Origin of the sequence: Kocuria gwangalliensis (genome assembly GCF_039544365.1) — a bacterium.
Classification (GTDB): Bacteria; Actinomycetota; Actinomycetes; order Actinomycetales; family Micrococcaceae; genus Kocuria; species Kocuria gwangalliensis.
This window is the reverse complement of sequence record NZ_BAABLN010000009.1, coordinates 138,099-163,448: the sequence shown is the minus strand read 5'-3', so window position 1 is coordinate 163,448 and position 25,350 is coordinate 138,099. Positions and strand designations below refer to the sequence as shown.

The window sequence follows — 25,350 nt, the reverse complement described above, 5'->3', positions numbered from 1 at the left end:
TCAGCAATCTGACCTGGCTGTATGTTCGATTCAGTATGCCTTGCGGCGCTGTTCCACGATCAAGTGGATGAGCGCGAACTTACCCTCTTGGTCGATCGCTTGATAGGCCTGCTCGAGTGCACCGGGGATCTCCGACTCGCGCTCCACGCGCACACCGAAACCACCGAACGAGGTGGCCATGCCCGCGAAGTCCGGGTTCTTCAACTGCGTACCGGACACGCGCTCGGGGTACTGGCGTTCCTGATGGGTGCGAATGGTGCCGTACTCCTGGTTGTCCATCACGATGACCAGCGGCGTGGCACCGTACTGGGCGGCGGTGGCCAGTTCCTGACCGTTCATGAGGAACTCCCCGTCTCCGGCAATCGAAATTACGCGACGGCCCGGGTAGTTCAGGGAGGCGGCCACGGCGGAGGGTACCGAGTACCCCATGGAACCGTTGCGCGCCGAGATCATGGACGCGTAACCGTTGGTCGGGAAGTAGCGGTGCGCCCAGTTGGTGTGCTCGCCGGCGCCGAAGGTCACCATGGCGTCCTCGGGCAGGGTCGCCACCAGGTTGGCCATCATGGTGTCCATGGTGGCCGGGCCGTCAGCGGGTTGGGCGTCCTTGGGCTCGGCGAACTCGACCTGCTGCTGACGCATGCGCGCGCACCAGTCCTTCCACCCGTCCTTGACCGGGAGTTCCATGCGCACCAGGTCTCGCACGAACACGTCCGGCTTGGCCACAATCTGGTGCGAAACGGCACCGGAGCGGCCACGCATGGACGGGTCCATGGTCACGATGAAATTCTTCTTGGACCAGTCCTGACGCACCAGGAAGCCGTTGGTGATCACGTCGCCGGGCACGGTTCCCACGAACACCAAGAGGTCGGTTTCCTCGAGCAGGTCGTAGGTGGGGCGCGGGCGGCCGTAGCCGATGGGGCCCACGTGGGACGGGGAGTTGAACGGCACGGTTCCCTCGGTGCGCCACTCCGCGGCGGCGGGAATGTGGCGCTCTTCGAGCCACTGGGTGAACTTTTCGGCGCCCTCGTGGGTCCAGTCGTTACCGCCGGTCACGAACAGGGGCTTCTCGGCCTCCTTGAGCGCGTTTTCCAGGGCTTTCCAATCCGTCACCGTCATGCCGCCGCCGGCCACGGGGATCCGCGGGTGCAGGGTCGCATCGATTTCGCGGGTGATCACGTCCTCGGGCAGCCCGACCACCACGGGGCCGGGTCGGCCGGACGCCGCGGCGAACATGGCTTCAGCGACATACTCCGAGGCGCGTTCGGCGTGGTCCAGAACCATCACGCGCTTGGCGCCGGAGGCGAACCACTGGTGCGGATCGAATTCCTGGAACGCTTCCTTCTCGCGGTGCTCAAAGGGGATCAGGCCCACGAACAGCACCATGGGGGTGGAATCCTGCCACGCGGTGTGCAGCCCCACGTGGGCGTTGGCGGCGCCGGGGCCGCGAGTGACCATGGCCACGCCGGGAACGGGATTCAGCTTGCCGTCCGCATCGGCCATGTAGGCGGCACCGCCCTCGTGGCGGGTGATCACGGTGTTGATGGGGGACTTGTAGAGGCCGTCCAGCACATCCAGGTAACTCTCGCCGGGTACCACGTAGGCGCGTTCCACGCCGTGGGCCACGAGTGAATCCACGATCACGTGGCCGGCCGATTTACGTCCTGCTGTGGAGTGTTCCGAAGAATTCTGGGTCACCGTGAGGTCCTCATTTCGCCATTGAAAAGTCGTGGAGATGGTGGGCGATTCCACGGGGATCGTCCGCGAATACCAGAGTCGAAACTACCCGAGAACGCGCGGGACGGGCGTATCGGGGCCCCATATTGGTTAATTCGACAAACTATGACCCTCCCGTGGTTCCGCGCGACAGGCGGCGGGAACGACGTCGCCCCGGTTCCGTACTCGCGTACGGAACCGGGGCGCTCGTGGTCGGGTGACGGGGCGTCAGTCGTGCATGTCCTCGAGCTCCACGCCCTTGGTCTCGGAGACCATCTTGATGGTGAAGATCAGTGAGACCACCGCGAAGAACGCGTAAATGCCGTAGGCCAGTCCCAGCGAGAAGTTGGACAGCGCGGGGAAGGTGACGGTGACGGCCCAGTTGGCGATCCACTGCACGGCGCCGGCCACAGCCAGCGCGGCGCCGCGAATGCGGTTGGGGAACATCTCGCCCAGCAGAACCCACATGAGCGGACCCCACGAGACGCCGAAGAAGATCACGAACAGGTTGGCGGCGATCAGCGCGACCGGGCCGGCCACGGGGCCGAGGGCCGGGGTGAGCTGGCCGTCCACCATGACTTTACTGGCGGTTGCGAAGACCACGGCCAGGGTCGCGAGCGAGACGGCCATACCGGTCGAGCCCACGAGCAGCAGCGGTCGGCGACCCACCTTGTCCACCAGGAAGATTGCGACAATGGTCACCAGCACGTTGGTCACGGAGGTGGCCACGGAGATCACGAACGAATCGGACTCCGAGAAGCCCACCGACTCCCACAGCACGTTGGAGTAGTAGAAAATCACGTTGATGCCCACGAACTGCTGCAGGGCTGCCAGGCCGATACCGACCCATACGATGGGCTTGAGCCCACCCAGAGAACCACGCAGATCGGCAAGGCGAGGGGTGTGTTCCTTGTTGATGGTTTCGCGAATGCGGGCCACGCGTTCCTCGGCCACCCGATCGCCGTGGATGCTGGTCAGCACGGAGTGGGCTTCGTCCTCGCGACCGCGGGAGACCAGGTAACGCGGGGATTCGGGAATGGTGAAGGCACCGATGCCGTACATGACCGCGGGGACGGCCATGACCAGGAACATCCAACGCCAGGCCTCAAGACCCAGCCACAGCTCGTTCGCGGCACCGCCGGCCCAGTGCGCCAGCAGCGCGTCGATCAGCAGCGACAGGAAGATACCGAGCACAATGCCCATTTGCTGCAAAGAGCCCAGGCGCCCGCGCAGGTGTGCGGGGGAGACCTCGGCGATGTAGGCGGGTGCGATCACGGAGGCAACACCCACGCCCACGCCGCCGATCACGCGGAAAATGACCAGCGTGGTGATGTCATTGGCCAGGCCACAACCAATCGCGGAGGCCAGGAACAACACCGCAGCGATCTTCATGATCAGAATGCGGCCGGTGCGGTCCGCGATGCGCGAGCCGAAGAAGGCACCCACCGCTGCACCCAACAGGGCGGCAGCCACCGCGAAGCCCAGGGGGCCGGGGCCCACATCGAAACGGGATTGAATGGAGGACACCGCACCGTTGATCACGGCGGAGTCGTATCCGAAGAGCAGACCACCGAAGGCCGCGACCGTGGTGATTCTGATGACTGTGCCGGTGTTCGCGTCGTGGCGCTCCGACGGTACTGCTTGCGCTGCTTGGCTCATCGCGCAGCTCCCTTGCTGTAACGAAGTAAGAAGGCGGGCCCCAAGGCATAGGACGCGGTGGGGACGCTAGCCGGAAGAAGGCTTGCCGGTAGTGGATCAAGATTAGGACTCAGATCACTAAATGTCCATGTCTTGAACACAAAAATGTTGGCTGTGTCTCACAGAGGTAGCGAAATATTCTCGAGCGCCATGATGAGGGCCCCGGTGAGGTGCGCCTCCGGGCCCAGTTCAGCGGCGCTGATGGTGAGGTCCCGGGTGCAGCCCTGCACTCCGTAGCGGGACACGATTTCCCGTAACGGCCCCAGCAACAAATCATTGGCGCGCGCCAATTCGCCACCCACGACCACGAGCTCGGGATTGATGATGTTGCACAGGTTGGCCACGGTGGTGCCCAGGGTGCGGCCGGTGTCCCCGATGACTCGCGCGCAACCGACGTCACCGGCCAGGGCGGCGTCGACGAGGTCCGCCACCGTGAAATCGGGACCCCGGGTGGTGCCCAGAAGGCCGAGGACGGCCTCGGAGGAGATGAAGGTTTCCAGGCATCCACGGTTGCCGCAGCGGCAGACAGCACCCTGTTCGTCCAGGGTCATGTGGCCGAGTTCCCCGGCGGATCCCGTGGCGCCACGGAACAGTCGACCGTTGAGGATCAGGCCCGCACCCACACCGTGGGAGACCTTGATGTAGGCCATGTTCTGCACGCCCCGTCCCCTGCCCTGGGCAAACTCTCCCACGGCTCCCGCGTTGGCGTCATTTTCCACCGTGACGGGAAGCCCCAGTCGAATCGAGGCGGCCGCACGGACATCGGTGTCGGCCCAGGCCGGGAGGATCGCTCCCGCACTCACCACGCGTCCCTCGAGATCCACCGGGGCGGGCAGGGTCAGTCCGGCGGCGAGCAGCTTGGCTCGGGACAGCTTCAGCTTTCGAACCATGGAGACCAATGTCGAATCTACGGTGTCCAACACTTCGGTCACTGAATGGCCGCGTGGCAGGTCGAATCGTTCACGTGCTTTGATGTTCTGGTTGAGATCCGCAACGGCCACGGTGAGGTGGCGGTGGCCCACATCGAGGCCCACCACGAAGCCGGCGTCGTCGCTGAACTGGACCAGTTGTCCGCGGCGCCCGCCGTGCGATGAATCCATGGCGAGCACCCCGGCGGTCACCATTTCATGAACGATGGACGACACCGTGGACGGTGCCAGCGCAGTTTCACGTGCAATGGTGGCTTGGGTGGTGGTGCCCAACGTGCGCATGGTTTCGATCACCCGGCGCTGATTGGCCACACGCAGTGATGTTTGTGAGCCGGGGGCCGCCTCGTTCCGAGCGGTCGTGGAGTGCAGGGACATCGTCGTCCTCAATTTCCTGTGAAGATTCTCTTGCCCCGGAGTGTAGCCTGCCTTCGATTTTCGAAGACAAAAAGCCAGCTCAACAGGGCGAAGCCGCGCTCCCACAATGCGGGCGGCGCGGCTTCACCCGGCTGGTGTGACCGTGCTCAGGCTTCGTCGAACAACCGCAACGCCATGGCGGTGTGCGTCACGGCCGCGCCGGCACGCAGACCCGCGGCCACCATTCCTGCCTCCACGATCTGCTCGCGGGTGGCACCGGCGGCCTTGGCCTTCTTGGTGTGCACCTCCAAGCAGTAGGGGCACTGGGTGGTCAGCGCGACACCAATGGCAATGAGCTCACGGTTCAGGGGGTCGATGTGACCGCCCTCGCGGCCGATGGCTGCGTCGAAGGCCGCGAATTTGGTGAACTCATCGGGTGCGAGCTTCTTCAGCTCGCCCAGAAGCTTGAGGTCTTCGGGGGAGTGGTAATGATCGGCCATGAGTCATCCTGCTTTCTGCGATTACCGGTACTGACTGTCTCAGTCTGCGGTCGCGGGGGTGGCATTGGCCAGCAGTTGACGAACCTGGTCGGGGGCATCCGGATCCGCGGCAATGAAGTGGGTGTCCTTGGTGACCACGGTGGGAACCGTGGAATTGCCGTCGTTCAGGGACGCAACGTATTCCTTGGCCGCCGCATCTTCCCAAATATTGGTCCACGTAGCCTTCTGGCCGTCTTCACCCAGCTTGTATTCAAGGCGCTCGCAGAATGGGCACCCGGGGCGCCAATAAATTGCTACGCCACTGTTGTCGATGTGCTTGAGCGCATCGTCTTGAGAGACCTGTGGGTACTGGGAGTTCATGGGGATGGTGCCTCCTTGGGTCGGATCAGTTCACAGTCATAACGGCAGAGTAGAACAGTCGATTCCGTCCAGGGTCACAATCAAGACTTTTTAAATATGCAAGAACCAGAATACAAACTTTAAAGGGTTAAATTCTTGTTTTCGTTTCACGTGAAAACTTCAGGCTCGCAGCGGCTGACTCGCGATGTCAGCAATCATTCGGTGTTGAGTGACACCATTGGTCCATGACCTATCCGGCGCAGAAAACTTCCCCCTCGCCGGGCGGGTCCCCGTGGCGCTTGCCGCAGTTGCAACATCGAGTGGCCGTACCTCTGGTCACGGTGCTGTTGGTTGCGACCGTCGGTCGATTGCTGGTGGTTTCACCGGAAATCACGCACGGGGAGACCGCGTTGCTCGAGGGGCTCGTCCAATACCGCAACGCACCTTTTGACGCCCTTGCGATGGCGATCCACGTGGTGTTCTCTAACGCGGGCATCGTGTTGATCATTGCCACGATCACCGGGTGGTTGGCCGTATTCCGGCGGAGACCCTTGGATGCCACGGCCTTCCTCATCACCTCCCTCACAGGTTGGGCTGCCATTGGTTTGGTAAAGGTCGCCGCGGAGCGCCCCCGTCCGTCCCTGCCGGCCGGCGAGCAGCTCCTCCATCTCGAAGGCGCCACATCGTTCCCCTCCGGACACACCGGTGGCGCATTGGCCATTGTCTTGGCCCTCATGCTCGTGAATTTCCGATCTTCCCAACGCAACCGGATTTTGTGGTTCGGGTTGGCGGCCGTGGCACTTGTGGGGGCAAGCCGAATATACGCTGCAGCGCATTATCCGCTTGACGTGCTGGTTTCCATCCCGGTGGCCTGGGCGGGCGTGATGATCGGTGGTTCCCTGGCGAACGCACTGGTGCCGGCGTTGGCATACGGCTTCGGGTGGTCGCAGGCGGACGCCACGGTGCCCGCTCCCCAAAATACGCGTGTCACGAGCGGCGCGACTGGCTCGACCGCGGCGTCGTCGTGGAGCGAGACCGTGACGGCGGAAAGAAACCGCCCGGCCTTCGACCTGGACGAGTCGGAGGAGGACCGGGCGGCCTAAGGGGGCCGAAGGAATCAGTCGTCCACGGTGTAACCCGCTTTGACGCACAGCACCGGGCACGAGGCCTCCAACAGGATGCGCTGAGTGGTGGGTGCCATGATGAGCTTGCCCACCGGCGTGCGCTTGCGCGTGCCGATGACCAGCAACTCGGCGGTGACGCGTTCGCACGCGTCCAGGATGGCGTCCGCGGGGTCGCTGTCCGGGTGGACGGACACCAGCTCATGCTCGATCCCACTCTCGGCCAGGAGTTCCTGATCCTCCGCCGCCGCAGCCGGTGATGCCTGCTCAGCGGGGCGCCCGAAGCGTTGCTTGGGCGCGGGGGCCTGGACGATGACCAACTTGCTGGATCGCAGTTTCGCTTCGTCGAGGCCGGCCCGCAGGGCGGCGCGTCCGGCGGGGGTGGGCAGGTAGCCGACAACAATGCTCATGGGTGTCTCCCTGGGGCGTGTGGAACGGATGCGTTTAGCGGTCGGGGTCTTCGAGGTGCGCGAGATCTTCGGGGTGATGGAACCGTGCGCGGCGGCCCGTGAACAGGCGGTCGTACAGGAAGTTCAGCAGCCAGAGGGCCACACCCAGTCCAATGAGGATCACGGCGATCTGATACTCGATGGGATCCTGCGCCCACGGGCCCAACAGGTAGGCACAGGTGATGGCGCCCAGGTAGGGCAGCACCTTGGGTGCGTGGAAGTACGCGTGGTTTTCCTGGGACTTGTCACGGCGCAAGATGATTGCCGCAATATTGACCACGGTGAACACGCCCAGCAGCAGCAACGCGGTGGTGCCGCCCAGCGCGGAGGCCGTGGACTTACCCATGAAGTTGTTGACGATCAGGATGAGCACCATGCCCAGCACCGTGGTGAAGATGATGGAGGTCCACGGCGTGCGGCGTCCCGGAAGTACCTTGCCGAGAATGCCGGGAATCACACCCTGACGAGCCATGCCGTACAGCAATCGAGACGCCATGAGCATGTTGATCAACGCCGTATTGGCCACGGCAATGATGGTCAGGAACGGGTATATGGCGTCGATCGGAACACCGGGCGCGCCAATGCGGACCACGTCCAGCAGCGGGGTGGTGGATTCGCCGAGCTGACCGATGGGAACGATCGCCACGGTGAAGATCGAGACCAGAACGTAAACCACCAGGGTGATACTCAGGCCCAACAGCATGACGCGGGGGAAGTTCTTGGTGGGGTCCTTGGTCTCCTCGACCATGTTGACCGAATCCTCGAACCCCACGAACGAGAAGAACGCCAGGGAGGTCACCGCGGTCAGGGCCATGAAAATACCCTTGTCCTCGGAGGTTTCGAACACCACGGTCTGGCTGAAGTCCGCGTTACCCTGGGACGCGGCCCAGAAACCGACCAGGATCACGATCAGCAGACCCGTGAGTTCAATGCAGGTGAGCACCACGTTGAGTTTCACGGACTCGGACACGCCACGCAGGTTGATGAGCGCCAGGATGCCCAGGAACACCATGGCCACCACGGTGATACCGAACGGGCTCAGATCCAGGTGGAAGCCCTTGGCGAAGTTGGATGCCACCGCGGACGACGCGGTAGCGGCCGATGTCAGGCCGGAACACAGCACCGCGAACGTCACCAAGAAGGTCATGAAGTGGATGCCGAAGGCCTTGTGCGTGTACAGCGCGGCACCCGAGGCGCCGGGGTACTTGGTCACCAGTTCAAGGTAGGAGAACGCGGTAATGGTGGCCACCACGAACGCGATCAGGATGGGCGCCCAGGCGGCACCGCCGATTTCGCCGGCAATGTTGCCGGTCAGTGCGTACACACCGGTGCCCAGGATGTCGCCCACGATGAACAACAGCAGCAGGCCGGGCCCCATGACCCGTTTCAGCTCGTGGGATTCGCCGGTTCTCGGATCGTTGCCTTTGACTCCCGCCGACGCCGCTGGGCCACCTTGGCCGGGGGATGTTTCGTTGCTCATGAGTACCTCTTGCTACAAATGGGCGCTGTCCACGACCGGCGGTGAGACCGAGGGTCGTGAGGCGGTGCCGAACGTAATTGCTACGTGAGGTCAATGTAGGCGATTCACGTCACCCTTGCCTAGGGCAACACGATGTGCAGAGCGCCCCGCACCTCGCAGAGAGGTACGGGGCGCTCGCGACGGCCGGAGCGGCGTCGTCGTGGGCGAAGAAATTACCGGACGCCGCGCATGAGGCGCGTGATGGGTTTGGCCAGCAGGAGCAGGACAATACCCAGGACCGCGGTGATGATGCCCAGCGTGCCGAAGTAGGTGCCTTCGGTGTCGGTCGTGTAGTAGACCGCGAGCACACCGGAGAGCGTGGTACCGAGCGAGACCGCCAGGTTGTTCAGGGCGACCATTTGCGCCGGGTACTTGTTCGGAGCCAGCTTGGTGGTCAGGGACAGGCCCACGGGGGAGAGCATGAGCTCACCGAGCGTGGCGATCAGCAGGATCAAGGCGATCCACAACAACGGAACGGACACGTGGCCCACCATGGGCAGGAAGGTCAGGAACGCGGCGCCAATGAGCAGCAACGCCAGACCGAACTTGACCGGGGTGGTGGGTTGACGGCGACCCAGTTTGGTCCACACGGCGGCGAACACGGGTGCCAACAGGATGATGAATACGGGGTTGATCGACTGGACCCAGGACGGGGGCATTTCCCAACCGAAGAGGTTCAAGTTGAGGCGGGTGTCCGCGTAGATCGCGATCACCGTGAACTGCTGCTGGAACAGCGCAAAAAATGCCGCGGTGGCAATGAACATGGGGATGAACGACATCACGCGGGAGTGCTCGTCCGAGCTGAGATCTTTGTCGCGCAACAACAGGGCGAAGATCGCAACGGCCGCCACGATGACCACCACGGTGATGACGTTGGCGAGGTTTGCTGCGTTCAGGAGGCCGAGTAGCGCGGCCACGATGATGATGGCAACGGCAGCCAGGGCAATGGCGATCCACTTGCCGTATTCCGAGCGGGGCAGCGGGTTGGGCACGTGGTGCATCGACTGGGGGAGCTTGCGGCGAGCGCGCGTGTAGAGGATCAGACCGATGGCCATGCCGATCGCGGCCAGACCGAAACCGAAGTGGAAGCCCCAGGCGTTCCACGCGGCACCGGTCAGCAGCGGGCCGGCCAGACCGCCGATGTTGACGCCCATGTAGTAGAGCGAGAAACCGGCGTCACGGCGCGGATCCTCACGCTCGTAGAGGTGGCCGACCATGTCGACACACGTGGTTTTCAGGCCACCGGAGCCAATGGCGATGCAAATCAGGCCGATGGCCAAACCGACCACGTTGGGGATCAGAGCCAGTGAGATGTGACCGGCCATAATGAGCAGCGCGGAGTAGAACATGGTCCGTTCGGAACCGAGCAGTCGGTCGGCGACCCACGCGCCCAGGATCGAGCTGAGGTAGACGCTACCGCCGTACGCGCCCACGATGCCCACGGCCACGTTCTCGGGGATTCCGAGGCCACCGTCCGTAACGGCGTAGTACATGTAGTACAGGACCAGGCCCTGCATGCCGTAGAAGGAGAATCGCTCCCACATCTCCACGCTGAACAGGTGGGACAGCATGCGCGGCTGGCCGAAGAATGTTTTTCCGCTGGGATCTTGCGGAGCTATGTGCGAATTGGGGGTCACCGGCACGGTTGTGGCGCGCGGTTCCCCCGGGGTGTTGTGTGTCATAACGTCCAATTCTGCACCTGTTAGGGGAGCTAACGCGAAACTTCCGGGCCCTGTCGCCTGTGATCGGTCCGGTTTTGCCGGGCGGTCGGGCTCAGATGGGCGGTCCCGGGCCGTTTAACTTTTCTATGCTGGAGACATGTTTTCGTTACCCCACCCGAGTGTTCTCGACGACGCCCGTGCCATTTCTGCCGTGGATCCAGCGGGTCAGGGCACCGCCGCCACGCGATTGTCGGCGACGGCGCACTGATCGGCTCGGGCGCCAAGGTAGTCGGCCCCATTACCGTGGGCGCTGGGGCAAAGATCGGGGCGGGCGCCGTCGTGACTGCGGATGTCCCTGCCGGTGACATTTCGGGCGCAGGTTGACACCCTGCGTCCACGTGCGAACCTGCGCCACAGATGTCAGAGACACATAAATGGCTGGGTTCCGACGTCACCGGTAGAGGAATCTCGCAAACGGCCCCGGTCCCATTGCTGGGACCGGGGCCGTTCACTAGAAGCACTAGCGATCAGTCGTTGAAGTCCTCCGGGGCGGAACCGATGCGGCCGTCCTCGCGGGTGAGACCGTCGATCAGGGCGATCTCCTCGGAGCTGAGCGTGAGATCCTGCGCGGCCCAGTTCTCCTCGATGCGCTCGGGAGTCACGGACTTGGGGAACACCACGTTGCCGATGGCCAGGTGCCACGCAATGATGACCTGAGCCGGGGTGGCGTCGTGAGCCTCGGCGATCTGGGCGATGGTCTCGTCCTGCAAGTCGGCCTTGCCTTGACCCAGCGGGGACCAGGCCTCGGTCACGATGTCGTACTTCGCATCCAAATCGCGCATGGCCTTCTGGTTGAAGTAGGGGTGCAACTCGATCTGGTGCGCGGCGGGAATGTCACCGGTGTCGATGATGTCCTGGAAGGCTTCCTCACCGAAGTTCGAGATGCCGATGGACCGGGCCTTGCCCGATGCCTTGATCTCCTGGAATGCCTTCCAGGTCTCCAAGTACTTACCCTTCTTCGGCTGCGACCAGTGAATGAGGTACAGGTCCACGTAGTCCAGGCCCAGACGTTCCAGGGAACCGTCGATGGCCTTCAGCGCGGAGTCGTAACCCTGGTCGTCGTTCCACAGCTTGGTGGTGATGAACAGGTCCTCGCGGGCAATGCCGCTCTTCGCGATGGCGCGGCCCACACCTTCTTCATTTCCGTAGATCTTGGCGGTGTCGATGTGGCGGTACCCGATCTCGAGGGCCTTGGTGACCACTTCTTCAGCGACGTCCGGGTCGACCTGCCACACGCCGTAGCCGAACTGGGGAATGACGTTGCCGTCGTTGAGGGTCAAGGTTGCATTGCGAGGCATGAAAATCCTTTCGTAGGGAAACTTGTACCAGTGAACTCCTGTTCGCGCGGCCCTGACAAGCAGTTAAGTTATGAGTGAAGTCACCGCCGTCAGGCGCATGTCAGCCAGTCATGATGAAATAGAGGTATGAAGTTCAACTTCCACCGTGTCAAGACTCCCGCGTACATCACCTCCATTGCGCTGGTGGTGATCGGTCTGCTGTTCGAGCTCGGTTCCATGCCCGTGGCGGCGTGGATTTTCGTGATTCTGGGCATCGTGCTCAACGTCATGGCCGTCTCGGTCACCTCAGTTAACGACACCCCTCGCGCTCCCCGCGAGTTCAAGCGTTCCTCGGTGGAAAACAACACGCGCGTGGTGATCGACCCTGACACGGACACCGAACAGCAGGAGACCGTGCCCGCCCCCTCCGAGACGAAGTCCGCGGCTCCCATCACGGACGAGAAGCCGTCCAAGCGCATGGGCTCCTCCTCGCTGCGCGCCAACCTGGCCAACAAGTCGGGTTCGCGCCCCGCCGCCCCCGGCACCCAGGACTCGCACCAGGTCAAGTAGCTCTTCCCCCGACGACGCCGCTGCGTCGCCGCGAAAACGGCCTCTCACCTTCCGGTAAGAGGCCGTTCGCATGTCCACGATGTACTCGTGAGACGGTCAGTTCATTGCCGCACCCTGATAGATCTGGCGGATCCGCGCATCGTTAAGGCGAGTTTCGATGCTCACGGTGTTCTCGGGATCGGAACGCAGGTAGCGCACCGGCCCGTGTGCGCCCACGGTGAGTTTCTCGGAGTCCGAGGTGTTGTACACGGCATCCACCGGCGCTTGAAAGTTGGGGCCCTGCACCGGGTTCACGGACAGCACCAGGTGAGCGGCGACGGTGTCCGAGACGCCGTTCTCGTCAAAGGGGGACTCCACATCCACCTCGCGAATGATGCCCACGCCGTAGCCGATCACTCCGGGCAAACGGGTGGCCAGGTGGCCCTGTGCGCGGGCGAAGGCCTTCTTTACGCTGGAGATCCACGTGATCGCGGCCAGTACCAGGATCACGGCAATCGCCCCCAACCACAGGCCGTTGTTGCTGTCCGCGTAACGCATCCAGCACAGCACGATGGCCAGCGCCGACACCAGCGGGATCACCAGAATCATGGAATTGGCGAGCTTCTCACGGGTGCCCACCTTGGCCGGTGCGGCGGGCGCCGCGGCAGTCGCCGCGCTGGTACCGGGCGCAACGGCGTCGGGATTGGGAGCGACGTCGGCGGGCGTCGCGGACGGGCTGCGTCGTAGCTGCTGCATGGCTTTGAGGTCGAAACCCCGGTCGTCAACGGTAACGGGGGTGGGCCAGGTGTCCATGGAATCCATGGTTCCCATTATGGTGGCATGACGTCCTAGAAAGGTGGTCCAGCCATGCCCGAGCGTCCCGCTCAACCCCGGGTCAACCGCGGCCACCGTGCCGGTTTGCTGCTGGTGGGGGTGTTGTTGCTGGGCGCGAACCTGCGCGCCGGTATTACCGCGGTGGGCCCCCTGCTCCCGGAGATTGAACAACAGGGCGGGTTGACCGGCTTCGAGGCGTCGCTGCTCGTGAGCCTGCCGCTCATTGCGTTCGCCGTGATTTCGCCGTTCGCGCCGCGGCTTGCCGAGAGTCTCGGGTTGGAACGTGTGCTGGGTCTGGCGCTCGCCGTATTGGCGCTGGGCATTGTCATTCGCTCCACGCCCGGGCCCGGTTTCATCTGGATCGGCACCGTGCTGCTGGGGGCCGCCATTGCGGTGATGAACGTGTTGATCCCCGCGCTGATCAAACGCGATTGGCCGCACAAGATCGGGCCCATGACCGGTGTGTACCAGTCGGTCACCGCACTCACGGCCGCGCTCGCCTCCGGCGTGGTGGTCCCCATTGCGCAGGTGGCGCCCTCAGGCTGGCGCTTCGCGTTGGGGATCTGGGCCGGCACGGCGATCATCGGCCTGGCCGTGTTCCTGCCGTGGATCCTGGGTCGGCGCAAACTCACCAAAGAGCTGCCCGGCCGTCCCGACCTGCGCGACGAACACGGCGCATTACGGACGACGCCGCCCGCTCGCCGCCACGCCAAACTCCCCTTGGGCTCCGCGCTGGCCTGGCAGGTCACCGCGTACATGGGGCTGCAGTCCACCGTGTACTACACAATGGTCACCTGGCTTCCAGCGGTGCAGGTGTTCAACGGTGCGAGTGCGGTGGAGGCCGGGTGGTACCACTTCGCGTTCCAGGCGTGCGGGCTGGTGGGCACCCTCTTCACGGCAGCCATGATCCCCAGGACCCGCAGCCAGTCCGGGCTGGGCATCCTGTTCACCAGCTCGGCCGTGATCGGTGTGATCGGACTACTGACCATGCCCGGACTGTCGCTGCTGTGGGCGCTGTTCATCGGCTTCTGCACCGGCGGGGCCATCGTGCTGGCCATGGCGCTGTTCGGGCTGCGGACCGTGGATTATCACCAGGCGGCCGGACTGTCGTCCATGGCGCAGAGCATCGGCTACCTGCTGGCCGCGCTGGGTCCGGTCATGATCGGCGTGCTGCGTGATGCCACGGGAACCTGGACCATTCCGCTGCTCACGATTCTCGGGGTGATCATCGCCCAGGGTGTGTTCGTAGCGCTCGCCGGACGCAACCGCACGCTGCCCGCGTAGGGCGGGCGAGCGGCGTCGTCGAACGGTGATCAGCTAGGCCAGCTGGAACGAGCGCTTGGACAAGCCGAGCTTGTAGCCCTCGACCGTGGTCTTCACTGAACCCTCGGGATTGTCCGCCGCGCCCAGGGTAATGAACAGGGGCGTGAAGTGCTCCACGGTGGGGTGGGCGTGCGGCATGCCCGGGGCGTCGGTGCGGAAGCGGGACAGGCCGGCCACATCGCCGTCGGCGAGCAACTGGGCGGCCCACGCATCGAAGTCCACAGACCAGGACTCGGGCTCGACCGTGGTTCCCAATAGCAGCTGACGCGACGGCATGCCGTGCGTCATGAATCCGGAACCAATCACCAGGTAACCCTCGTGACGCAACTGGCGCAGGTGGCGGCCCAGGTCCATGAGGCGCTCGGGGGAGTGGGTGGGCATCGAGACCTGCAGCGCGGGGACATCTGCCAACGGGTACATCGCGCGCAGCGGAACCCAGGCGCCGTGGTCCAAGCCGCGGTTGTGGTCGATGTGCAGGGACTCGTTGTTCGGCATCATTGCGGCAATCCGCGCGCCCAGGGTTGAAGCGTCCGGGGTGGGGTAGGTGAGTTCGTAAAAGCGCTGCTCGAACCCGCCGAAATCGTAGACCAAAGGGGTGTGTGCGGTGGGCGAAGTGATGGAGGTGGGGGCGTTCTCCCAGTGCGCGGACACCACGACCACACCGCGCGGCTTAGGCATGGTCAGGGCCCACTCGAAAAGCTCGGAGAGCCAGAGCGCGTCATCGAGCAGCCCCGGGTAGCCGTGGCTCAGGTAAATGGAGGGCAACGGTGCGTCGCCGTCCCGCCAGCGCGGTTGCGCGGCGGAGCGGGGGACCGATGAGATCTCATGACGGTCGAGAACGGTCATGTTCATGACGGTTACTTCCTCCCAAAATAGTTTCTGTTGCAAGTAACTCTAGAGGACAATATTTGTCGCGTCAATATATTCCACCTAGAATCGAGGGTATGAGCGATACAGAATGGTTGTCCGAGGATGAGCGCGAAGCATGGCTGGCGCTCGTGTCGATCATGTTCCGGCTGCCCGGTGCCGTGGAAACACAGCTGCGCAGCGAGGAAGATATGTCTTTGGCGGAATACCTGGTTTTGGCAATGCTCTCCGAAGCGTCCGACCATCGGCACCGCATGTCCGAACTCGCGGCAGCCACCAACACGTCCCAGTCGCGGCTCTCACGCATCGTGGCGCGCATGGAAAAGGCCGGTCTGGTTACCCGTGAAGGTCGCCTCGATGATCGCCGCGTGGTCATTGCCGAAATCACCGACGCGGGAATCGAGCGCATCCAGCAGGCCGCGCCCGCTCACGTGCGTCATGTGCGAGAGATCGTTTTCGACCGGCTGAGCTCCGAGCAGGTGGGGCAACTCGTGGAGATCGGCCGGGCGCTCAACCGTGGGCCGGCCGAGGACGTGGCAACGGGTTTGCGCTCGATCGCCTGATGCACGGGCCCATGCGCCGCTGACCGCCGCCGGTAGAGCTACTCCGGGCTCTCTCCTGCGGGTCTAGAGTGGCGGGGTGAGCATGAACAGCAGTCCGCACCGGGTCATGATGGGCACCGTCAAGGGCCAGGAGTACAAGGGGCGCAGGATCAGTGGCGCCACCATCAAGCGCATCCTCACCTTTGCGCGCCCGCATCGTAAGACCATTGCGCTGTTCATCGTGGTCTCCGTGGTGCTGGCAATCCTCGGCGTGGTGACGCCGGTCCTCGCGGGGCGCGTGGTCAATGCCATTACCGGCGGGCAGGATATTTCGGCCGTGGTGTGGCTGGCCGTGGGGATCGCCATTGTGGCACTGCTGGATGCCGGTCTGTCCGTGCTCAACCGACTGTTGTCCTCGCGCGTGGGCGAAGGTTTGATTTACGACCTGCGCACCACCGTGTACGACCATGTGCAGACCATGCCGCTGGCCTTCTTCACCCGAACCCGCACGGGCGCATTGGTCTCCCGACTCAACACCGACGTGATCGGCGCACAGCGCGCCTTTGCCGGCACCCTGTCCGGCGTGGTGTCCAACGTGGTGTCGCTGGCGCTCACCGTGGGTGTCATGGTGACCATTTCGTGGCAGGTCACGGGCTTGTCGCTGCTGCTGCTCCCCATCTTCTTGATTCCCGCCCGCGCCATGGGCGGTCGGCTGGCCGGTCTGCAACGGCAATCCGCGCAGTACAACGCGCAAATGTCCATCCGGATGACCGAGCGTTTCGCCGCGGGCGGTGCCACGCTGGTCAAGCTCTACGGCGACCCCTCCAGTGAGTCCCGACAGTTCGCCGAACGCGCGGCAAGCGTGCGCAATATCGGCATTCGCACCACCATGCTGCAAACCACGTTCGTCACCGCGTTGACCCTGGTCTCGGCTCTGGCGCTCGCGCTGGTGTACGGGGTGGGCGGTGCCCAGGCGATCCTGGGTCATCTGGACGCCGGCGCCGTGGTCACCCTGGGCATGCTGTTGACCAGGCTGTATACGCCTTTGACCATGTTGGCCAATGCGCACATGGACATCATGAGTGCCGTGGTGAGCTTTGAACGTGTGTTCGAGGTGTTGGACATCAAACCCCTGATCCGCGAGGCTCCCGATGCTCGCCCCATTGCTCCCGGCCCCGCGTCCGTGGAATTCGACGGTGTTCACTTCGCCTACCCCTCGGCCGACCAGGTTTCGCTGGCCTCCCTGGAGGACGTCGCTGTCCTCGACTCGCGCGGCGGTGAGGAAGTGCTGCACGGGATCTCCTTCAATGCCCAGCCCGGTCACACCGTGGCCCTGGTGGGGTCCTCGGGCGCGGGTAAATCCACGATCGCCCAGCTGGTGGCGCGCTTGTACGACGTCGACACCGGCGCCGTACGACTGGGCGGCCAGGACGTCCGCGAAACCACCTTCGAATCCCTGCGGGACACCGTGGGCATGGTCATGCAGGACGGGCACTTGTTCCACGACACCATCCGCGCAAACTTGGCCCTGGCCCGTCCGGAGTCCACCGACGAGGAACTGTGGCACGCGCTGGACCGCGCCCGCATGAAGCACGTGATCGAGTCCCTCCCGGACGGACTGGACACCGTGGTGGGAGAACGCGGCTACCGACTCTCCGGCGGTGAGCGGCAACGCCTGACCATTGCCCGGCTGCTGCTTGCCCAACCGCGCGTGGTCATCCTGGACGAGGCCACCTCCGCGCTGGATTCCACCAACGAGGCCCACGTGCAGGCCGCCCTGAGCGAAGCAATGATTGGCCGCACGGCCATCGTGATTGCCCACCGACTTTCGACCATCCGGCAGGCAGACCAGATTTTGGTGATCGAGGCCGGCCGGATCGTGGAGCGCGGCACGCACCGGCAATTGCTCGAGGTCAACGGGCGGTACGCGGAACTGTATGAAACGCAGTTCTCCACGGCCGAGTGAGCGGGCCTAATCTGTGGTCATGCCCATGAGCGCCTCGCTACCCGACCAGCTGTTCGAAGAGCTGGGGATCACCGGAGCCCACGCACTTGCCGTGGTGCTGTCCGCGGTGGGGATCTACCTGGCGTTCCTGCTGTTCGTGCGGATCTTCGGGCAGCGCGTGCTCACGGCCATGTCCACCTTTGACGTGGTCATTACGATCATGCTCGGTTCGGTGGCCGGCCGCGTGATCCTGGGTCACCCGCCCACCCTGACCAGCGGCATCCTGGGCCTTGCCACACTGTTCATCCTGGAGGCCGGGTTCGGACAATTGCGTTCGTCGTTGCGGGTGCAGAGGTTCATGAACAGCCCGGCGCGGTTGCTCATGATCGGGCCGCAGATTCAACACAAAACGCTCAAGCGCTCGCACATCACCCCGGGGGAGTTGAACGGCGCATTGCGCAAAGCGGGCATCCGTTCGTACCAAGAGATCGCGTGCGTCCTTCAGGAACCCGGGGGCGGCATCAGTGTGCTGCGCCGCGGGGTTCCCATTGACCCGCAGTTGCTCACGAACGTCGCCGGTGCGGACCGCATCCCGGCCGAATTCTTGGCTGAGCGCAAAACTGACGATGACGAAACGCATGCCAACACGCGCATGAGAACAGGCCGCAAAATTAACCGCGGGACAACACCGTGACATAACGGAGTACTGATGATTTCCGTGGATAGGATAAAAGCACGCCACGGAAGGGACTTCAGGGCATGACCGAAACGGCCATTCGCTATTCAGGCGTGAGCAAGGTGTACTCCAACGGGACCACCGCTGTGGACCACTTGGATCTGGAGATCCCCACCGGCTCACTCACCGTGTTCGTGGGCCCCTCCGGCTGCGGCAAAACCACTTCTCTGCGCATGCTCAACCGCATGGTGGAACCCACCTCCGGCACGGTGGAAATTAACGGCCGCAATGTGGCAGACGTTCCCGCCGCGCAACTGCGCCGTTCCATGGGCTACGTGATGCAGCAGTCCGGGCTCATGCCCCATCGCACGGTGGAGGACAACATCGCCACCGTTCCCCGGCTGAACGGGGTGTCCAAGTCCACCGCACGCACCAACGCTCGTAAACTTCTCGGCTCCGTGGGCTTGGACGAGTCGCTGGCCACCCGCTACCCGGCGCAACTGTCCGGCGGCCAGCAACAGCGCGTGGGCGTGGCCCGAGCGCTCGCGGCCGATCCGCCCATCCTGCTCATGGATGAGCCCTTCTCCGCCGTGGACCCCGTGGTGCGGCAGGACCTGCAGCGCGAACTCCTGGACCTGCAGCAGCGACTGCACCGCACCATCGTGTTCGTCACCCACGACATCGACGAGGCCATCACCCTGGGCAACCGCGTGGCCGTGTTCGCCCGCGGCGGCAAGCTGGCCCAATACGCCACCCCGGAAGAACTGCTGCGCGCGCCCGCCAACGACTTCGTGGCGGATTTCATCGGCCGCGACCGTGGCTTCCGGTCCCTGACCTTCGACCGCGCCCCGGTGGCGGTTCACCCCGTCACGGTGCTCAACGCGGACACCGGCCAGCGCTCGCTGGTCGACTCCGCTCGCGGCGACACCGCTCCCTGGCAGGCAGACGGCACCACCGGCGTTACCGACGACGGCGCCCACGACGCCACGCACGCGGGCGCCGGGATCGGCGCGGGAGCGGCGTCGTCGCAGGGCTGGATCCTGCTGGTCAACGAACGCAACGCGCCGCTGGGCTGGCTGCCCGTGGACGGTGCCGGCAACCCGGCCCCGCGCGAGCAACTGCGCGTGGGCGGCACCCTGTGGCGCGCCGGCGATTCGCTGCGTACCGCCCTGGACGCCGCACTGTCCTCGCCGTCCGGGCAGGCCGTGGCCGTTCACCAGGATGGTTCCGTGGCCGGGGTTTTACGCGGCGACGAAATCATGCGCGCCATTGAGGAGCAACGCAACGAGCGCTCCGACCGGCGGGAGCGGCCGTGAACTGGCTGTCGAACAACTGGTCCATGGTCTTCGAACTCACGGGCACCCACCTGCTGCAATCGGTGCTTCCCGTGGTGGTGGGGCTGCTGATCTCGGTTCCCCTGGCCCGGTTGGCCGCCGGCAGTACGTGGTTGCGGCCGTTGTTCGTGACCGGATCGTCGCTGCTGTACACGATCCCTTCGCTCACGCTGTTCGTGGTGCTGCCCCTGATCCTGGGCACGCAAATGACCTCGCTGATCAACGTGATCGTGGCGCTGACCCTGTACGTGATCGCCATTCTGGTGCGCTCGTGCGTGGACGCGTTCGAGGCCGTGGACAAGGACATCCTGCAGGCCGCAACCGCCATGGGGTACAAACCGGTGCGCCGATTCTTCGGTGTGGAACTTCCCCTGGCGGTGCCCGTGCTGATCGCGGGGCTGCGCGTGGCCACGGTGTCCAATATTTCCATGGTCTCCGTGGGTGCCGTGATCGGTATCCAGTCCCTGGGCACATTGTTCACGGATGGCCTGCGGCGCTCCATCATGTCCGAAATCCTGGTGGGCATTGTGGCCACCGTGATCCTGGCAGTGGTGTTGGACCAACTGCTGCGCCTGATCGGCCATGTGCTGACGCGGTGGCGCCGTGCCGGTCAGGTCAGCACCGGAAACGGGGGTCGCAAGGGGCGCGGTGGCGGCACCGGCAAGCGCTCCCTCACGGGCCACGACAACGAGACCCGGGACGAGGACTCCCAGCACGCCCGTTCCATCGCCGCCGTCGAATCCGGAGGTGCGAAGGCATGAACCTGATCGATCAGGCCCTGGCATTTCTCACCGATCCCATGAACTGGACCGGCGCCGCCGGTATCCCGCAACGCATGCTTGAACACCTGGGCTACACCGCGCTCACCATGGCGATTGCACTGATCATCGCCGTGCCGCTGGGCCTGTGGGTGGGACACACCGGACGCGGCAGCGGTGTGGTGGTCGGCATTACCGGCGCGCTGCGATCACTGCCCACGCTGGGCCTGCTGACCCTGTTCACCCTGCTCATGGGGCTGGGTCTCCTGCCGCCCATTTTGGCGCTCGTGCTGCTGGCGATCCCACCCATCCTGTCCGGTACGTATTCGGGTGTGGCCTCGGTATCGCCCGCGCTCGTGGACGGCGCCCGTGCCATGGGCATGACCGAACGGCAGACGCTCACCCGCGTGGAGATCCCCGTGGCGCTGCCCGTGATCCTGGGTGGCATCCGTAACGCGGCGCTGCAGGTGCTCGCCACCGTGACCATTGTGGCCTACATCAACCTGGGTGGCCTGGGTCGATACTTGATTGACGGGCTGGCCGTGCGCGACTACTCACGCATGCTGGCCTCCGTGGTGCTCGTGGCGGTGCTCGCGCTCGCCGCGGACGGGATTTTGGCTCTGATTCAACGCCTGGTGACCTCGCCGGGGCTTAGATTGGCAGGAGAACGCTCATGAATATTTCCCTTTTCCGGCGCGCGGGCGCGTGGCTGGCCGGGCTCTTCGCACTGGCGCTGGTGCTCACCGCGTGCGGCGGTGGTTCCGATCCGCTCGACGATTCCGGGGACGACGCCGCTTCGGGCGGGTCCTCGGGGACCGTCACCGTGGGCTCGGCGGACTTCCCCGAGTCCCAGGTGGTTGCGGAACTCTACGCGGGCGTGCTCAGGGATGCGGGTCTCACGGTGGAGACCAAAGCGGGCATCGGCGCTCGCGAGGCCTACACCGGGGCGATCAAGGACGGCTCGGTGGATGTGGTTCCCGACTACTCCGGCAACCTGTTGCTCTTCGCGGACCCCGAGGCCACCCAGTCTTCCGCTCAGGACATCATGAGCGCGCTTCCGGGCGCGCTGGAAGCCGAGGGGCTGTCCGTGTTGGAGGCTTCTGACGCCGAGAACAAGGACTCCCTGGTGGTTACCCAGGCCACCGCGGATGAGCACTCTTTGACGTCCATCGAGGACATGGCCCCGGTGTGTGGTGAGTTCATCATGGCCGGCCCGCCCGAGTTCCAGGAACGCGCTTACGGTGTGAAAGGCCTGGAGGAGAAGTACAACTGCACCTTCAAGTCCTTCGAGCCCATCAATGACGGCTCCGGCCCCCTGACCGTGCAAGCTCTCACCAGCGGTGATGTGCAGGTGGCCAATATCTTCACGACCACCCCGGCCGTCGAGGACGAGAACCTGGTGGTACTGGAGGATCCCAAGAACAACTTCATTGCGCAGCAGGTCCTGCCGCTGACCGCCCCGGACCGCCTGCCGCAGGAGGCCCAGGACGCCCTGAACGAGTTCTCGGGCAAACTGACCACGCAGGATCTGATCGACCTGAACAGGAAGGTCAGCGGTGAACAGCAAATGAACCCGGCCGATGCTGCCGCTGAATGGTTGACGGAGAACGGCTACCAGTCCTAGTGTCCACAGGGGTTGTCCACAGTTAGTGGAAACTCTGACAAAACGGGATTGACCTGCTCGAATGCGTCATTCGAGCAGGTCAATTTTCATTCGACACGCCGCGTTTTCCACACCTGTGGACAACTCTGTGCACAACCTGTGCAGTAACCGGCGGGCCACGGAGCGCGACACGTACGCGCCACCTTGTTAGGGCACTAACCAACATGTCTATGCTGGGGAAGCCACGATCCTCCGGATGGTGGCACTGTCCGCAAGGGCTCGGCGTCAAGGGGGATTTCGAGCTCGGAACCACCTCACAGATCTATTGCCGTGGGGAGACCGAGGAGACCGCTGTGGTGCACCAAAAAATAATCCTCCCGACCGTTACGAGCCTTGACGAGCTCATCGGCGCCATGAGATGGCAGCTGACCCAGGATGATCATGTCTCCGCGGCCGATCGCGAGGTCTTTCTGCGTCGACTCAGTTCCCACGCCGAGCAACTCGAGAACGGACTGGGCGCTGTGTACGGGCAGCGCTCGGACTTCTGGGACCTTGTAGCCGCGAGTGTTCTCACCGCGTGGGATTCCTACGCGCAGCGTCCGGCCGACCTCAAGGTGCTGGATCGGGACCGAGAGGCGGAGCCGTCATGGTTCCTGTCCCGGCAGGCCGTGGGCGGTGTCTGCTACGTGGACCGCTACGCCGGGACCATTGCCCGATTGCGTGAGCGCATCCCGTACTTCAAGGAACTGGGGCTCAATTACCTGCACCTGATGCCGTTGTACGAGTGCCCCGAGGGCAATTCGGACGGCGGATATGCCGTCTCCTCCTATCGGCGTGTGGATCCGGCGCTGGGTACCATGAACGACCTGGCACAGCTTGCGGAGGAACTGCGCGCTGAGGGCATTGTCCTGGTGCTGGATTTCGTCTTCAACCACACCTCCAACGAACATGAATGGGCCAAGGCCGCCGCGGCGGGAGACCCGTTCTACGAGCAGTTCTACTGGATTTATCCGAACCGCACCGTGCCCGCCCAGTTCGAGGAAACCGCGCGCGAGATTTTCCCTGATGACCATCCGGGGGTGTTCACCCGAGTGGATGCAACCCCCGCCGGTCGCGCCGCTAGTGGTTCGGAGGAAGATCCCCGCTGGGTGTGGACCACGTTCCATCGCTTCCAGTGGGATCTGAACTATTCCAACCCGGCGGTGTTCCGGGCCATGGCGTCCGAAATGCTGTTTCTGGCCAATCAGGGTGCGCAGGTGTTGCGGTTGGATGCGGTCGCGTTCATCTGGAAGCAGTTGGGAACTACGTGCGAGTCCCAGCCGCAGGTCCACGATCTGCTGCGAGCGTTCAACGCGATGGTCAAGCTGGCCGCCCCCGCCACTGAGTTCAAGTCCGAGGCCATCGTGCACCCGGACGAGGTGATTCGCTACATCCACACCGATCAGTGCGCGTTGTCGTACAACCCGCTGCAAATGGCTCTTGGATGGGAGGCCAGCGCGACCCGCAAGGTTGCCCTGTTGCAACTGGCGCTCAACGAGCGGCACGCCACTCCAGAGGGCACCGCCTGGGTCAACTACGTGCGCAGTCACGATGACATTGGTTGGACGTTTTCGGACGAGGACGCCGCTCGGCTGGGGATCAACGGACACGATCACCGCCGCTTCCTGAACAGTTTCTACACCGGCCGGTTTGCGGGCAGTTTTGCCCATGGTGTGGCGTTCCAGGACAACCCGCGCACCGGTGACTGTCGGATCTGCGGCACTACGGCTTCTCTCATGGGTTTGGAGACCGAGCCCGGCCCGGCAGCGGATCGCATCCTACTGGCCTACTCGCTCGCCATGAGCACCGGCGGGATCCCCTTGATCTACCTGGGGGACGAGGTCGGTCAGCTCAATGACCCGAAGTGGGACCACAACCCGGACAACGCTCTCGATGCCCGCTGGGTCCATCGCCCGAGATACTCGCAGTCCGATTACGAACGGCGCCACGATCTCTTTTCCGTGCAGGGGCGTATTTTTGGTGGCATCCAACGAATGATCTCGGTCCGGCAGCAGACCGAGGAGTTCGACGGCACCCGACTGATCCCCTTCGAAACCCACAACCTGCATGTGCTGGGCTACCAACGCCCCGGAGAACACAGTGTGGTGTTGTGCTTGGCCAACTTCAGCGATTGGTCACAGTTCGTGACCGGGGAAACGCTGTCCGGGTTCCTACCCAAGGGTGTGGAACTGCATGGCAACAACACCCTTGACCTGCGCGGCGGCATTCTGCTGGACGCCCACTGCTTCTGGTGGATCCGGGTGATCCCCAGCAAAGACAACGTGAACACGCCGTGCACGAGGGTGGAAATCCTGTCCGATACGCGCCGCTGACGACGCAGGACCCCGCCCGGCGGGCCGGGCGGGGTCCTCTTCTCACCATCTGGTGCATCACCGGGACGCCGGTTATCCACAGGAGTTGTCCACACCGTGGATAACTCACACGGGTGTGATTTCACCGTTGTTGTGCACGTGTATTCGAGTGGGAACTCCCGAAAATCCGTGGAACCACGCCAATTTATATCGAAATAAATGTTCTTTTCGATAGGCAGTCAGACAAGTCTTCGAACGATTCCCAATCCTGTCCACACCTGTGGATAACTTTCTCCACCCCTGTGCACAGCTTTTCGATGGCGTTGCGGGAGTGGATTTCCAAGAATCGTGCGCCAAGATGAGAAGTATTGACGCGGTGGGCGCAGATTGACCGGCGGGCTGGCCGGAAGCGTGGGAGAAGCCGCGTCCGGGGACCGATCTTAGGGATGAACCATGCATGAAACGGATATACCGCACGGGTTTCTCATCAGTGCGCAGGACTTTGTGTCGGTGAGCGCTGATGAGTTCGAACGCGCGCTCCTGGCACCCTGTTCCATCGCCACGTGGAACAACTTGGATCTCATGGCACCTGCAAATCCTCGCGTGCCGATGGACGTGGGCGACGCCATGGAGTTCACGGTCCACGTGGGGCCACTGTCCTTCGATTATGTGATGATCGTGGCTTGTCGCACCCCTGGGGTGTCCTACGTTCAGCGGACCACCAAGGGGTTCGTGGAGGTCACCATCGAGTACTCCTGGAAGTCGTACGGGGAGGGCACCCTGGTCACGGTGGATGCGATGTATCGCCTGACCGGATCGTTGCGGTGGAAGAAGACTCTGACTCAGATGGTGGCTCGACGGTTTATGCGCGTCGCGGGTCGGAACATGCGCGACATGTTTCCCGCCGGAGGAGCAGCGGCCAAGGAAGCTGGGCCCTTTTCATGATGG

At 63.8% G+C, this 25,350-nt stretch carries 24 protein-coding genes; 13 read left to right on the top strand and 11 right to left on the bottom strand.

Annotated features, from left to right (window positions below; translation table 11 throughout):
* Positions 1-30 precede the first annotated feature (30 nt).
* From ABEA06_RS04940 to ABEA06_RS04920, 5 genes are all read right to left on the bottom strand, one after another.
* Positions 31-1,695, bottom strand: a complete 1,665-nt coding sequence (locus ABEA06_RS04940; RefSeq protein ID WP_345310774.1) for a thiamine pyrophosphate-dependent enzyme — start codon at positions 1,693-1,695, stop codon at positions 31-33.
* Positions 1,696-1,941: 246 nt separating this feature from the next.
* Entirely contained in the window at positions 1,942-3,372 is a 1,431-nt protein-coding gene (locus ABEA06_RS04935; RefSeq protein ID WP_303382091.1) for a sugar porter family MFS transporter, read from the bottom strand.
* A 158-nt stretch (positions 3,373-3,530) separates the two neighbouring features.
* The gene (locus ABEA06_RS04930) at positions 3,531-4,715 is read right to left on the bottom strand and encodes an ROK family transcriptional regulator (RefSeq protein ID WP_345310773.1); all 1,185 of its coding nucleotides are present in this window, start codon (positions 4,713-4,715) and stop codon (positions 3,531-3,533) included.
* A gap of 146 nt (positions 4,716-4,861) precedes the next feature.
* Positions 4,862-5,194 (bottom strand): carboxymuconolactone decarboxylase family protein, encoded by a 333-nt coding sequence (locus tag ABEA06_RS04925; RefSeq protein ID WP_303382089.1) that lies wholly within the window; start codon positions 5,192-5,194, stop codon positions 4,862-4,864.
* 39 nt (positions 5,195-5,233) lie between these two features.
* Positions 5,234-5,554: a glutaredoxin domain-containing protein gene (locus ABEA06_RS04920; RefSeq protein ID WP_345310772.1), complete on the bottom strand. Its 321-nt coding sequence runs from the start codon at positions 5,552-5,554 to the stop codon at positions 5,234-5,236.
* A gap of 224 nt (positions 5,555-5,778) precedes the next feature.
* Here ABEA06_RS04920 and ABEA06_RS04915 point away from each other — a divergent pair, with 224 nt between their 5' ends.
* Entirely contained in the window at positions 5,779-6,636 is an 858-nt protein-coding gene (locus tag ABEA06_RS04915; protein ID WP_345310771.1) for a phosphatase PAP2 family protein, read from the top strand.
* A 14-nt stretch (positions 6,637-6,650) separates the two neighbouring features.
* Here the strand turns inward: ABEA06_RS04915 and ABEA06_RS04910 are convergent, their stop codons facing one another.
* From ABEA06_RS04910 to ABEA06_RS04900, 3 genes are all read right to left on the bottom strand, one after another.
* Complete coding sequence (locus ABEA06_RS04910; protein WP_345310770.1) at positions 6,651-7,064, bottom strand: universal stress protein; 414 nt, start codon at positions 7,062-7,064, stop codon at positions 6,651-6,653.
* Between the two features lie 34 nt (positions 7,065-7,098).
* Positions 7,099-8,583, bottom strand: coding sequence for an APC family permease (locus tag ABEA06_RS04905; RefSeq protein ID WP_345310769.1), 1,485 nt, complete (start codon positions 8,581-8,583; stop codon positions 7,099-7,101).
* Between the two features lie 212 nt (positions 8,584-8,795).
* Entirely contained in the window at positions 8,796-10,304 is a 1,509-nt protein-coding gene (locus tag ABEA06_RS04900; RefSeq protein ID WP_303383582.1) for a peptide MFS transporter, read from the bottom strand.
* Between the two features lie 225 nt (positions 10,305-10,529).
* On the opposite strand from ABEA06_RS04900, the gene ABEA06_RS04895 reads away from it, so the two are divergent.
* Positions 10,530-10,667, top strand: coding sequence for a DapH/DapD/GlmU-related protein (locus ABEA06_RS04895; RefSeq protein ID WP_425559495.1), 138 nt, complete (start codon positions 10,530-10,532; stop codon positions 10,665-10,667).
* 143 nt (positions 10,668-10,810) lie between these two features.
* Here the strand turns inward: ABEA06_RS04895 and ABEA06_RS04890 are convergent, their stop codons facing one another.
* On the bottom strand, positions 10,811-11,641 hold the full coding sequence (locus ABEA06_RS04890; protein WP_303383019.1) for an aldo/keto reductase: 831 nt from the start codon (positions 11,639-11,641) through the stop codon (positions 10,811-10,813).
* A 126-nt stretch (positions 11,642-11,767) separates the two neighbouring features.
* Between ABEA06_RS04890 and ABEA06_RS04885 the strand changes: the two genes are divergently transcribed.
* Entirely contained in the window at positions 11,768-12,190 is a 423-nt protein-coding gene (locus tag ABEA06_RS04885) for a hypothetical protein (protein ID WP_345310768.1), read from the top strand.
* Between the two features lie 96 nt (positions 12,191-12,286).
* On the opposite strand, the gene ABEA06_RS04880 is transcribed toward ABEA06_RS04885, so the two are convergent.
* The gene (locus tag ABEA06_RS04880) at positions 12,287-12,991 is read right to left on the bottom strand and encodes a hypothetical protein (RefSeq protein ID WP_345310767.1); all 705 of its coding nucleotides are present in this window, start codon (positions 12,989-12,991) and stop codon (positions 12,287-12,289) included.
* Positions 12,992-13,036: 45 nt separating this feature from the next.
* Here ABEA06_RS04880 and ABEA06_RS04875 point away from each other — a divergent pair, with 45 nt between their 5' ends.
* On the top strand, positions 13,037-14,287 hold the full coding sequence (locus ABEA06_RS04875) for a CynX/NimT family MFS transporter (RefSeq protein ID WP_345310766.1): 1,251 nt from the start codon (positions 13,037-13,039) through the stop codon (positions 14,285-14,287).
* Positions 14,288-14,320: 33 nt separating this feature from the next.
* On the opposite strand, the gene ABEA06_RS04870 is transcribed toward ABEA06_RS04875, so the two are convergent.
* On the bottom strand, positions 14,321-15,178 hold the full coding sequence (locus ABEA06_RS04870) for a dioxygenase family protein (protein WP_345310765.1): 858 nt from the start codon (positions 15,176-15,178) through the stop codon (positions 14,321-14,323).
* A 92-nt stretch (positions 15,179-15,270) separates the two neighbouring features.
* On the opposite strand from ABEA06_RS04870, the gene ABEA06_RS04865 reads away from it, so the two are divergent.
* The 9 genes from ABEA06_RS04865 to ABEA06_RS04825 all read left to right on the top strand — a co-directional run bounded on the left by ABEA06_RS04865 (position 15,271) and on the right by ABEA06_RS04825 (position 25,347).
* Positions 15,271-15,756: a MarR family winged helix-turn-helix transcriptional regulator gene (locus ABEA06_RS04865; RefSeq protein WP_303383014.1), complete on the top strand. Its 486-nt coding sequence runs from the start codon at positions 15,271-15,273 to the stop codon at positions 15,754-15,756.
* A gap of 106 nt (positions 15,757-15,862) precedes the next feature.
* On the top strand, positions 15,863-17,701 hold the full coding sequence (locus ABEA06_RS04860) for an ABC transporter ATP-binding protein (protein WP_345310786.1): 1,839 nt from the start codon (positions 15,863-15,865) through the stop codon (positions 17,699-17,701).
* A 19-nt stretch (positions 17,702-17,720) separates the two neighbouring features.
* Entirely contained in the window at positions 17,721-18,374 is a 654-nt protein-coding gene (locus ABEA06_RS04855) for a DUF421 domain-containing protein (protein WP_345310764.1), read from the top strand.
* Positions 18,375-18,439: 65 nt separating this feature from the next.
* Positions 18,440-19,672: an ABC transporter ATP-binding protein gene (locus ABEA06_RS04850; protein WP_345310763.1), complete on the top strand. Its 1,233-nt coding sequence runs from the start codon at positions 18,440-18,442 to the stop codon at positions 19,670-19,672.
* Positions 19,669-20,451: an ABC transporter permease gene (locus ABEA06_RS04845; RefSeq protein ID WP_345310762.1), complete on the top strand. Its 783-nt coding sequence runs from the start codon at positions 19,669-19,671 to the stop codon at positions 20,449-20,451. Before ABEA06_RS04850 ends, ABEA06_RS04845 begins: the two co-directional genes overlap by 4 nt.
* Positions 20,448-21,125, top strand: coding sequence for an ABC transporter permease (locus tag ABEA06_RS04840; protein ID WP_345310761.1), 678 nt, complete (start codon positions 20,448-20,450; stop codon positions 21,123-21,125). The genes ABEA06_RS04845 and ABEA06_RS04840 overlap by 4 nt, the downstream gene beginning before the upstream one ends.
* The gene (locus ABEA06_RS04835; RefSeq protein ID WP_345310760.1) at positions 21,122-22,072 is read left to right on the top strand and encodes an ABC transporter substrate-binding protein; all 951 of its coding nucleotides are present in this window, start codon (positions 21,122-21,124) and stop codon (positions 22,070-22,072) included. Before ABEA06_RS04840 ends, ABEA06_RS04835 begins: the two co-directional genes overlap by 4 nt.
* Positions 22,073-22,464: 392 nt before the next feature.
* Positions 22,465-24,423 carry an alpha-amylase family protein gene (locus tag ABEA06_RS04830; RefSeq protein WP_425559494.1) on the top strand — a complete coding sequence of 653 codons (1,959 nt, stop codon included), beginning with the start codon at positions 22,465-22,467 and terminating at the stop codon, positions 24,421-24,423.
* 432 nt (positions 24,424-24,855) lie between these two features.
* Positions 24,856-25,347 (top strand): SRPBCC family protein, encoded by a 492-nt coding sequence (locus tag ABEA06_RS04825; protein ID WP_303383136.1) that lies wholly within the window; start codon positions 24,856-24,858, stop codon positions 25,345-25,347.
* The last annotated feature ends 3 nt before the right edge of the window (positions 25,348-25,350 follow it).

What these genes read in the sequence shown, in the direction of transcription:
- ABEA06_RS04935 (WP_303382091.1), bottom strand. Translation starts at nt 3,372, where the DNA reads ATGAGCCAAGCAGCGCAAGCAGTACCGTCGGAGCGCCACGACGCGAAC.
- ABEA06_RS04930 (WP_345310773.1), bottom strand. Translation starts at nt 4,715, where the DNA reads ATGTCCCTGCACTCCACGACCGCTCGGAACGAGGCGGCCCCCGGCTCA.
- ABEA06_RS04925 (WP_303382089.1), bottom strand. Translation starts at nt 5,194, where the DNA reads ATGGCCGATCATTACCACTCCCCCGAAGACCTCAAGCTTCTGGGCGAG.
- ABEA06_RS04920 (WP_345310772.1), bottom strand. Translation starts at nt 5,554, where the DNA reads ATGAACTCCCAGTACCCACAGGTCTCTCAAGACGATGCGCTCAAGCAC.
- ABEA06_RS04915 (WP_345310771.1), top strand. Translation starts at nt 5,779, where the DNA reads ATGACCTATCCGGCGCAGAAAACTTCCCCCTCGCCGGGCGGGTCCCCG.
- ABEA06_RS04910 (WP_345310770.1), bottom strand. Translation starts at nt 7,064, where the DNA reads ATGAGCATTGTTGTCGGCTACCTGCCCACCCCCGCCGGACGCGCCGCC.
- ABEA06_RS04905 (WP_345310769.1), bottom strand. Translation starts at nt 8,583, where the DNA reads ATGAGCAACGAAACATCCCCCGGCCAAGGTGGCCCAGCGGCGTCGGCG.
- ABEA06_RS04900 (WP_303383582.1), bottom strand. Translation starts at nt 10,304, where the DNA reads ATGACACACAACACCCCGGGGGAACCGCGCGCCACAACCGTGCCGGTG.
- ABEA06_RS04890 (WP_303383019.1), bottom strand. Translation starts at nt 11,641, where the DNA reads ATGCCTCGCAATGCAACCTTGACCCTCAACGACGGCAACGTCATTCCC.
- ABEA06_RS04885 (WP_345310768.1), top strand. Translation starts at nt 11,768, where the DNA reads ATGAAGTTCAACTTCCACCGTGTCAAGACTCCCGCGTACATCACCTCC.
- ABEA06_RS04880 (WP_345310767.1), bottom strand. Translation starts at nt 12,991, where the DNA reads ATGGATTCCATGGACACCTGGCCCACCCCCGTTACCGTTGACGACCGG.
- ABEA06_RS04875 (WP_345310766.1), top strand. Translation starts at nt 13,037, where the DNA reads ATGCCCGAGCGTCCCGCTCAACCCCGGGTCAACCGCGGCCACCGTGCC.
- ABEA06_RS04870 (WP_345310765.1), bottom strand. Translation starts at nt 15,178, where the DNA reads ATGAACATGACCGTTCTCGACCGTCATGAGATCTCATCGGTCCCCCGC.
- ABEA06_RS04865 (WP_303383014.1), top strand. Translation starts at nt 15,271, where the DNA reads ATGAGCGATACAGAATGGTTGTCCGAGGATGAGCGCGAAGCATGGCTG.
- ABEA06_RS04860 (WP_345310786.1), top strand. Translation starts at nt 15,863, where the DNA reads ATGATGGGCACCGTCAAGGGCCAGGAGTACAAGGGGCGCAGGATCAGT.
- ABEA06_RS04855 (WP_345310764.1), top strand. Translation starts at nt 17,721, where the DNA reads ATGCCCATGAGCGCCTCGCTACCCGACCAGCTGTTCGAAGAGCTGGGG.
- ABEA06_RS04850 (WP_345310763.1), top strand. Translation starts at nt 18,440, where the DNA reads ATGACCGAAACGGCCATTCGCTATTCAGGCGTGAGCAAGGTGTACTCC.
- ABEA06_RS04840 (WP_345310761.1), top strand. Translation starts at nt 20,448, where the DNA reads ATGAACCTGATCGATCAGGCCCTGGCATTTCTCACCGATCCCATGAAC.
- ABEA06_RS04835 (WP_345310760.1), top strand. Translation starts at nt 21,122, where the DNA reads ATGAATATTTCCCTTTTCCGGCGCGCGGGCGCGTGGCTGGCCGGGCTC.
- ABEA06_RS04830 (WP_425559494.1), top strand. Translation starts at nt 22,465, where the DNA reads ATGAGATGGCAGCTGACCCAGGATGATCATGTCTCCGCGGCCGATCGC.
- ABEA06_RS04825 (WP_303383136.1), top strand. Translation starts at nt 24,856, where the DNA reads ATGCATGAAACGGATATACCGCACGGGTTTCTCATCAGTGCGCAGGAC.